Origin of the sequence: Asticcacaulis excentricus CB 48 (assembly GCF_000175215.2) — a bacterium.
GTDB classification, from domain to species: domain Bacteria; phylum Pseudomonadota; class Alphaproteobacteria; order Caulobacterales; family Caulobacteraceae; genus Asticcacaulis; species Asticcacaulis excentricus.
In genome coordinates this window covers 138645-147500 of record NC_014817.1, presented here as the reverse complement: position 1 = coordinate 147500, position 8856 = coordinate 138645, and the positions used below count along the sequence as shown (strand labels likewise).

General features: G+C 61.2%; 8 protein-coding genes and 1 riboswitch (1 of these 9 cut by a window edge). Of the genes, 6 read left to right on the top strand and 2 right to left on the bottom strand.

Annotation, left to right across the window (positions count from 1 at the left end; translation table 11 throughout):
- The 6 genes from ASTEX_RS12400 to ASTEX_RS12370 form a co-directional block, all read left to right on the top strand.
- A protein-coding gene (locus ASTEX_RS12400; RefSeq protein WP_013479985.1) for an NADP-dependent isocitrate dehydrogenase crosses the window boundary here: on the top strand, positions 1 to 541 show its end. The gene continues 674 nt to the left of window position 1, outside the view; only the last 541 of its 1215 coding nucleotides appear in the window; the start codon falls outside the window, past its left edge; it ends in the stop codon at positions 539 to 541.
- Between the two features lie 132 nt (positions 542 to 673).
- Complete coding sequence (locus tag ASTEX_RS12395; RefSeq protein ID WP_013479984.1) at positions 674 to 1729, top strand: SGNH/GDSL hydrolase family protein; 1056 nt, start codon at positions 674 to 676, stop codon at positions 1727 to 1729.
- Positions 1730 to 1817: 88 nt separating this feature from the next.
- Entirely contained in the window at positions 1818 to 2864 is a 1047-nt protein-coding gene (locus ASTEX_RS12390) for a zinc-binding metallopeptidase family protein (protein WP_013479983.1), read from the top strand.
- Positions 2865 to 2957: 93 nt separating this feature from the next.
- Entirely contained in the window at positions 2958 to 3563 is a 606-nt protein-coding gene (locus ASTEX_RS12385; protein ID WP_013479982.1) for a DUF2939 domain-containing protein, read from the top strand.
- Between the two features lie 38 nt (positions 3564 to 3601).
- Positions 3602 to 4525: an AEC family transporter gene (locus tag ASTEX_RS12380; protein WP_013479981.1), complete on the top strand. Its 924-nt coding sequence runs from the start codon at positions 3602 to 3604 to the stop codon at positions 4523 to 4525.
- Between the two features lie 23 nt (positions 4526 to 4548).
- Positions 4549 to 4673, top strand: a riboswitch (yybP-ykoY riboswitch).
- A gap of 61 nt (positions 4674 to 4734) precedes the next feature.
- The gene (locus ASTEX_RS12370; protein WP_041659353.1) at positions 4735 to 5304 is read left to right on the top strand and encodes a TMEM165/GDT1 family protein; all 570 of its coding nucleotides are present in this window, start codon (positions 4735 to 4737) and stop codon (positions 5302 to 5304) included.
- A gap of 2 nt (positions 5305 to 5306) precedes the next feature.
- On the opposite strand, the gene ASTEX_RS12365 is transcribed toward ASTEX_RS12370, so the two are convergent.
- Together ASTEX_RS12365 and alaS are read right to left on the bottom strand one after the other, a co-directional pair.
- Positions 5307 to 6083 (bottom strand): glucose 1-dehydrogenase, encoded by a 777-nt coding sequence (locus tag ASTEX_RS12365; protein ID WP_013479979.1) that lies wholly within the window; start codon positions 6081 to 6083, stop codon positions 5307 to 5309.
- Positions 6084 to 6195: 112 nt separating this feature from the next.
- A complete protein-coding gene (gene alaS / locus ASTEX_RS12360; protein ID WP_013479978.1) occupies positions 6196 to 8838 on the bottom strand; it encodes an alanine--tRNA ligase in 2643 nt (880 codons plus the stop codon).
- Positions 8839 to 8856 lie beyond the last annotated feature (18 nt).

The window sequence follows — 8856 nt, the reverse complement described above, 5'->3', positions numbered from 1 at the left end:
CCAGGAAATCTTCGACGCTGAATACGCGGCGAAGTTCAAGACACTGGGCTTGACCTATGAGCACCGCCTGATCGACGATATGGTCGCTTCGGCGCTGAAGTGGTCGGGCGGTTTCGTCTGGGCCTGTAAGAACTATGACGGCGATGTGCAGTCGGATACGGTTGCGCAGGGCTACGGCTCGCTTGGCCTGATGACCTCGGCACTGGTAACGCCGGACGGCAAGATTATGGAAGCCGAGGCCGCGCACGGCACCGTCACCCGCCACTATCGCCAGCACCAGAAGGGCGAGGCCACCTCGACCAACTCTATGGCGTCGATCTTTGCGTGGACGCAAGGCCTCAAGCACCGCGCCAAGCTGGACGACAATGCCGAGCTGAAGCACTTTGCCGAGACGCTGGAAAAGGTCTGCATCGACACCGTCGAAGCGGGCTTCATGACCAAGGACCTTGCGCTTCTGGTCGGCGATACGCAAGGCTGGCTCACCACCGAAGGCTTCCTCGACAAGATCTCCGAGAACCTATCAAAGGCGCTCGCTGCCTAGTCCTTATAAGGGGAACGGCGTTCCCCTACTGTCTTACGGAAGGCCGTCCGTTCGCGGGCGGCCTTTCTTTTTGCGCTCACTTGACAGTGACAGCGCTATCATTCTTCATGCCGAAAAACAGGGAGACTCAAGATGACAAAGGCGCTTTGGCTGGCCAAATGGCTTTTGGCGGGGACGAGCTTCGCCGCCGTCGCCGCTGCCGACACTCTGCCCCTGCACAATGGCGGGCGCTCGGCGGCCCCAGCCTACACGCATCAATGGCCGGGAGCTTATTTTGAGACCGCGACGGCCTCAAAGTCCGTCACCCTAAGCTTTGATGACAGCACCAATATCTATAAGCTGTCACTCAACGGTGAGGTGGTGAAGGTCATCGAAAAACCCGGCCAGACGACGGTGCGCTTCGACAGCAAAAGCACAAAGGCCGTGGACGTCTATCGCCTCGAAAAGATCACCGAATCGCAGGGCCAGACCGGGCGTTTCCTCGGTTTCAGCGCCGACAAGCCCGCCGCCCTCACCGCCCGTGCCCGTCAGATCGAATTCATCGGAGATTCCTACACGGTCGGTTACGGCAACACCTCGCCAAAGCGCGACTGTACCAATGACGAGGTGTGGGCGACGACCGACACGTCTCAGGCCTTTGGGCCGCTGACGGCCAAACACTATGAGGCCGACTATCAGGTCAACGCCTTTTCCGGTCGCGGAATCGTGCGTAATTACAATGGCTTTATCGGCGATCCCCTACCAAAACTTTATCCCTACAGCCTCTTCGACGGCAAGACCGCCTACGACGCTACCGGCTGGCAGCCGCAGATTATTGTCATCGGGCTGGGCACCAATGACTTTTCGACGGCGCTCAATCCGGGGGAAAAGTGGACGACGCGCGAGGCTTTGCAGGGCGATTACCGCGACACCTATGTCGCCTTCGTCAGGGCACTGCGCGCCAAGAACCCGCAGGCGCAGTTCATACTGATGGCCTCGGACGGTGCCAGTGGCGAGATTCGCGCGCAGGTGGCTCAGGTGGCCAAGACCTTGAAAGACACCGGTGAAACCCGCGTTGATACGCTGTTTTTTGATGGACTAGACTTTGGCGGCTGCCACTATCATCCGTCTCTGGCCGATGATCGTAAAATCGCCGGCTTGATACAGGCCTGGATCGACTCCCATCCGGGGGTGTGGCAGGGGAAATAGCCTTACCGGCCCTTTGCAAGGGCCGGTCCGCGCACCCTTTCACACTTACAACCGCTGCACTAGGGTCGTGGCACAGGAGCCCACCCGAATGAAGCTGTTTACCTGCGCCCAATGCGGCAACACCCTGTTTTTCCATAACCGCGCCTGCGTCAGCTGCGGGGCGCGGCTGGGCTTTTCACCGAATAGCCGTGATTTGCACGCCCTAACGCCCGAAGGCGACGATCGCTGGCAACCGGTCAGTGGCGGGGAGACCTATCGCTTCTGCGCCAATGCGGCGACGGATGTGTGCAACTGGCTGGTGCCCGAAGGCGACGGCTCAGCCTATTGCCGCGCCTGTCGTCACAACCGTCTGATCCCCAACGATCTCGATCAGTTCCGGCGCATTATCGACGCCCAACACCGGCTGTTTTACGCCTTCCTCAAATGGGACCTGCCCGCCCCCGACCGTAACGAAGACCCGGACAGCGGGCTCGTCTTCGACTATCTGGAGGACGCACAGGCTCCGGACGGCACCTTCCACAGCGCCATGACCGGACACGATGAGGGCGTCATCTCCATCCGCGCCGCCGAAGCCGACGACGCGGTGCGTGAAAGCGTGCGCAGTCAGATGGGCGAGCCCTATCGCACCCTCCTCGGCCATTTCCGCCATGAATGCGGGCACTTTATCTGGAACCGACTGGTGCGCGATGCCGGAAAACTTGCGGCCTGCCGCGTGGTTTTTGGTGACGATGAGGCCGATTATCAGGCTTCTATCGAGCGCCACTATGCCGAAGGACCGCCCCCTTTCTGGGCCGACAGCTATATCAGCGCCTATGCCTCCATGCACCCGTGGGAGGACTTTGCCGAAACCTTCGCCCACGTCCTGCACATTACCGATGCCCTTGAAACCGCCCACTATTATGGCATGACCATCAAGACCAAAGCCGATGAGGGCGTCGCCGCCGAGGTCGATTTCAAGCCTTATCGCGTCACGGATTTTGACCGGCTGGCCGAGGCCTGGGTGCCGCTCAGTCTGGCCATCAACTCGATCCACACTGCCATGGGCGAGCGACCGCTCTATCCGTTTATCCTGACCCCCACCGTTCGCAATAAGCTCACCTTTGTGCACCGTCTGATCACCAACCAGGCGGTTTAGCCACAGTTTGGAGCGAATCGTCGGACGAGGCGCGACAGGGCGTTATTTTCGTGTTAACCCTGTTTTTCAGCGCCTTCAGGGGGAACTGTCCGCGTGTTCAAGACCTTATCCATCGCCATCATAGTCGCCGCTCTGGCCGCCCTGTTCGGTTTCGCCATCGGACCGGTCTGGGCCTTCTACGACCTGCGTTCAGCGGCGGAGTCCGAGGACATCCAGAGCCTGTCAGAACTGGTCGCTTTTGACGACGTGCGCGCCAGCCTGAAGGCGCAGTTGTGGTCCGATGCCAAGGGCACGACGACCGCCTACGCCCCCGCGCCCAATGTCATGAAGGACCCACTGGGGGCTCTCGGCCGCGCCATTACCGACCTGACCGCGCCCGCACCCAAGCAACCGGTGATCGACGTCAATTCTTACCTGACGGCCAAGGCTCTGCTGGCCCTGTCCTACGGGGCTGGCAAAGACGCCAATGTGGTCGAGCCGCGCGAATTTGCGCCTAAGCCGCCGTTGCCGACCGTCCTTTACTGGAGCATTGATCGCGCGCGTCTGGGGGTAAAGCAGCCCGACATCGGCACGACCGTCTTCACATTGAAACGCAAGGGCCTCTTCACGTGGCAGGTGACGCATATCGGCCTGCCCGATCCGGAAGCCGAGGCCGCCGCCTCGGCCTCAGCCAGCAGCGATTTCGGTCCCGACAAATAAGGCTTTTCTTACCCCCTGACAGGGCGTAAAGCCCTGCCATGCTTGAAACCCTAAGCCGCGTTCTGTTGTTTTTTGCCTTTGTCGGTCTAGGGGCGCTTCTGGCGCGTACAGGGCGGCTGAAATCCGAAGGGCTGGACGGCTTAAGTGCTTATTTCTACTGGCTGGGCTTTCCCGCCTATCTGATCCACGCCTTTGCCAATCTGCCGCGACCCGACGCCCTGCATGTGGGCTGGCTGGGCGTCTATGCGCTGGCTTTCGCGGTATCGTCGGGGCTTTGCCTGCTGGCCGCCCGGCGCTTCGGTGCCACACGCGGCGAAGCCACCGGTGCCGGCATGGCGGCCTTTATTTCCAACAGCGCCTTTCTGGGCCTGCCTATCCTGACAGGGCTTCTGGGATCTCAGGTGATGCAGGTGGCCCCCTTGCTGTTTGTCGCTGATTTTCTGATTCTGTTTTTTATCGGCTGTGCCGGCCTGTCAGTGGCATCAGGCCACGGCGTGGGGCTGGCGCTCAAACGTACCCTACAGAACCCTACCGTCCTCGGGTCGCTGTTGGGGGTCGGGCTGATGCTGGCGGGCGTGAAGATCCCGCCGATGTTCGATCAGATGCTCGATATACTGGGTCGCTCCTCCGTGCCGGTGGCACTTGTGGCGCTGGGCGGCATGTTAGGCCTGATGCCATTGAAAGCGCTTCGCTCTGTCACGCCCGTGACCGCCATTGCCGTGGTGGGTAAGCTGCTTCTGGCCCCCGCCGTGATGGCCGTCGCCATGCACCTGTTCGGCGCACCGCCCTTAATGTGGAAGATCGCCGTCTTCCTGTCGGCCTGCCCCACGGCGGTCAGCGTTTTCATTCAGGCGCGCATGTACGGCCTGTGGTACGAAGGCGCGGCGGTGTCCATCGCCCAATCGACCGTCCTCTCGCTGTTTACCCTGTCGGGTCTGGCGCTCCTCTTGACTCATCTCTGAGCCGCGTCTATCAAGCCCGCGTTCCTTCGGGGAGTAACCGCGCCTGAGCCTTGTTTCAGGCGGATTACGTCAACACACTTGTCCGGCATGGACATGGCGTAATCGAAACAGGTGAGACCGACGACCTGCCTTGCCGCCATAAGTGACTGGCCGCGGTGAAGCACGTCGTTGTGTGTCAAAACCTGGCCGGTCACAGACAAGATTTTATCGTGGACGCCTTCCTCAATTCGACCGCCCTCGTCGCCTTTTCCGAAATCGGCGACAAGACGCAGTTGCTGGCCCTGATTCTGGCCGCGCGCTATCACAAATCCATTCCGATTATCTGGGGCATCTTCATTGCCACGGTGGCGAATCACGCGCTGGCCGCCGGGGTCGGGCATTTTGTCTCCGGACTGGCCCTGACGACCTGGATGCCATGGATCGTAGCCATCGCCTTTATCGCGCTCGGTCTGTGGATTTTGATTCCGGACAAGATGGACGATGATGAGGCCCCGAAAAGGGATTACGGCCCCTTCCTGACGACACTGATCGCCTTCTTTCTGGCCGAGATGGGCGACAAGACGCAAGTGGCCACGGTGTTTCTGGGGGCCAAGTATGAAGACGCGTTTGCCTGGGTCGTGCTTGGCACCACTTTCGGCATGATGCTGGCCAATGTCCCAGCGGTGCTGTTCGGTGATAAGGTGCTGAAGGTCGTGCCGATGAAGATCGTCCGCTACGTGGCGTCGGGCCTGTTTATCGCCATCGGCCTCTATTCCTTCTGGCAAATCTTCAGTAGTTAAAACTACTTAGGCGAGGCCGCCGTGCCCGCCAGAACGCCGCCGTCGATGTTGAATTCCGAACCGGTGATGAAGGTCGCTTCATCCGAGGCCAGAAGCAGCACAACGGCGGCGACCTCATCTGGCCGCCCGAATCGGTGCAGCGGCGTACCCGCGGCGACCTTTTCTTTATCGGCTTCGTCCTTCAGCATGGCCTCCCACATCGGCGTCAGAATCGCCGCCGGGTGCACGGAATTGCAGCGGATATTCAGCCCCTCTTCCGCACAATAAAGCGCCACGGTCTTGGTGTGATTGCGTACGGCAGCTTTCGACGCTGCATACGCCGCCTGATGAGGGATGCCGACCAGCCCTGACCGCGATGACATATTGATGATCGACCCGGTACGGTTCGGGCGCATCACGCGAATCGCGTGCTTGCAGCCCAGAAACACGCCGTCCGTATTGACCGTCATCACTCGCCGCCAGTCTTCGAGCGTGGTGTGTTCGGGATCGTTTTTGGCCTCAGCGCGCCCCGTAATGCCGGCATTATTGACCAGCACGTCCAGCCGGCCGAAATCGGCCACCACCGAATCGAGGACGGCGATCCACTGCGCCTCATCGGAGACATCGAGTCGGCGAAACACCGTACCGGGTAGCTCTGCCGCCAGCGTCTTGCCTTCGCGGGGGTCGATATCGGCGATGATGACCCGCGCCCCTTCGGCGGCGAAGCTGCGTACAATGGCCTTACCGATGCCCTGCGCGCCACCGGTCACCAGCGCCACCTTGTCCTTCAAGCGATCCATGCGGCTCTCCTTTAACGGGATTGCAGCATATGGGACGCCCGAAAAGCAATCGGCAAATACGAAAAAGGCCGCCCGCGAACGGACGGCCCTTTTCGTTTTCATGCGGAGGCGATCAGACGATGGCCGCCTTGATGGCGTCCAGTCCGCCCTCGGCCTTGGTCGCGTCCGGCGCGCCACCTTGCGCGAAGTCCGGCTTGCCACCCGCACCCTGACCACCCATGGCAATCACGGCCGCCTTGGCCAGTTCGGCCGCGTTGAAACGGCCGGTCAGGTCCGGCGTCACAGCTACGGTCACCGCCGCCTTACCGTCCAGCACACCGACTAGCGCCACAACGCCGGAGCCAACCTGCTTTTTGAAGTCTTCGGCCAGCGGACGCAGATCCTTGCCACCTACGCCATCAAGTACACGGGCGATAACCTTGACGCCGTTGATGTCTTCCGGACCCGACGCTTTCCCGCCGCCACCTACGGCCAGCGCGCGCTTGGCGTCGGCCAGCTCCTTTTCGAGGCGCTTGCGGTCGTTGACCAGCGCTTCGACGCGGGCCGACACCTGCGCCACCGGCACCTTGAACTGATCGGCCAGCGAACGCGCGACGCCCGCCTGCTCCAGCAGATACTGACGCGCCGCTTCGCCGGTAAAGGCTTCGATACGGCGCACCCCGGCGGCGATGCCGCTTTCGGAAATGATCTTGAACAGGGCGATATCACCCGTGCGCGACACATGGGTGCCGCCGCACAGCTCGACCGAGTAGCCCTTGTCCGCCCCATCGAGCGCGTGACCGAGGCTAAGGACCCGGACCTCATCACCGTATTTTTCACCGAACAGCGCCACGGCTCCGGCTTCAATCGCCTCAGCGGGGGCCATCATCTTAGTCGTGGCCGCCTCATTTTGCAGGATAACCGCGTTAACCTCGGCCTCGATGCGCTCGATCTCCTCAGGCGAGACGGGCGCGCCGTGGCTGAAGTCGAAGCGCATCCGCTCGGCATCGACCAGTTGCCCCTTCTGCGCCACGTGCGGCCCCAGAACGTTTTTCAGCGCCGCATGCAGCAGGTGGGCGGCCGAGTGATTGGACTTCGTCGTCTGACGCTTGGCGCCATCCACGTGCAGATGCACCATATCGCCGACCGCCAGAACGCCTTCGGTGATTTCGACGTCATGCACGATCAGGTCGCCGGCCTGCTTTTGCGTATCGAGCACGCGGCCTTCGCCACCGGCCCAGTGCAGGGTGCCGGTATCGCCCGCCTGCCCACCGCCTTCAGGATAGAAGACCGTGCGGTCGAAGACGACCTGCAAACGCTCACCGACCAGACCTTCGCTCACTGACTCGCCGTCGCGGACAATGACGCGGGCGTGCGATTGGGTCGAAAGGTGCTCATAGCCGACAAATTCCGACGCCCCGGCCTGATCGCGAATCGAGAACCATTCGGCCTGCACGGAGGTTTCGCCGGAGCCCTTCCAATTGGCGCGGCCGCGCTGCTTCTGTTCTCCCATCGCCGCTTCGAAACCGGCGACATTGACGCTTAAGCCCTTCGCGCGGATGGCGTCCTGCGTCAGATCGAGCGGGAAGCCATAGGTGTCGTAGAGCTTGAAGGCCACTTCGCCTTCCAACATGTCGCCGTCTTTGAGATTAGCGGTGGCCTCGTCCAGCAGGGTCATGCCGCGACCCAGCGTGCGGCGAAAACGCTCCTCTTCCTGGCGCAGAGTTTCGATGATGGTCGCCTCGGCGCGTTTCAGTTCGCCGTAATGATCGCCCATTTCACGCACCAGAACCGGCGCCAAACGCGGCATCAGCGGCTCATTAGCCCCCAGCAGATAGGCGTGGCGCATGGCGCGGCGCATGATACGGCGCAAAACATAGCCCCGGCCTTCGTTCGACGGCGTTACGCCATCGGCGATCAGGAAGGAGGTCGAGCGTAGGTGATCGGCGATCACGCGGTGCGACGGGAGGGCTTCACCCTCCGCCTTAACGCCCGTTTCCTCGACACTGGCGCGGATCAGGGCCTTGAACAGGTCCACATCGTAGTTGTTGTGCACGCCTTGCAGCACCGCCGCGACGCGCTCAAGCCCCATGCCGGTGTCGATCGAAGGCTTGGGCAGGTTAAGCCGCGTGCCGTCCGTTTGCTGATCGAACTGCATGAAGACGAGGTTCCAGATTTCGACGAAGCGGTCGCCGTCCTCTTCCGGAGAGCCCGGAGGGCCGCCCCAGATGTGCTCGCCGTGATCGTAGAAGATTTCCGTGCACGGACCACAGGGGCCAGTGTCGCCCATCGACCAGAAATTATCAGATCCGGCGATGCGGATGATGCGGTCGTCGGAGAAACCGGCGATTTTCTTCCACAGATTGAAGGCTTCATCGTCGTCGATATAGACGGTGGCCAGGAGGCGGTCTTTAGGCAGGCCATATTCCTTGGTAATCAGGTTCCAGGCATGGCTGATCGCCTGCTCCTTGAAATAGTCGCCGAAGGAGAAGTTCCCGAGCATTTCAAAGAAAGTGTGGTGACGCGCCGTATAGCCGACATTGTCCAGATCGTTGTGCTTGCCACCCGCGCGCACGACCTTTTGCGAGGTGGTAGCGCGTTTGTACGGACGGGTTTCGGCCCCCGTAAAGACGTTCTTGAACTGCACCATGCCTGCATTGGTGAACATCAGGGTCGGGTCGTTGTGCGGCACCAGCGACGAAGACGACACGATCTCATGGTCGTTCTTGGCGAAGTAATCCAGGAAGGTCTGACGGATCTGATTTAAGGAAGGCATGGGACTCCGACGGTTTAA

Bases quoted from the DNA above. Each gene is read 5' to 3' on its own strand.
- alaS (WP_013479978.1), bottom strand. From the start codon at position 8,838: ATGCCTTCCTTAAATCAGATCCGTCAGACCTTCCTGGATTACTTCGCC.
- ASTEX_RS12390 (WP_013479983.1), top strand. From the start codon at position 1,818: ATGAAGCTGTTTACCTGCGCCCAATGCGGCAACACCCTGTTTTTCCAT.
- ASTEX_RS12395 (WP_013479984.1), top strand. From the start codon at position 674: ATGACAAAGGCGCTTTGGCTGGCCAAATGGCTTTTGGCGGGGACGAGC.
- ASTEX_RS12380 (WP_013479981.1), top strand. From the start codon at position 3,602: ATGCTTGAAACCCTAAGCCGCGTTCTGTTGTTTTTTGCCTTTGTCGGT.
- ASTEX_RS12365 (WP_013479979.1), bottom strand. From the start codon at position 6,083: ATGGATCGCTTGAAGGACAAGGTGGCGCTGGTGACCGGTGGCGCGCAG.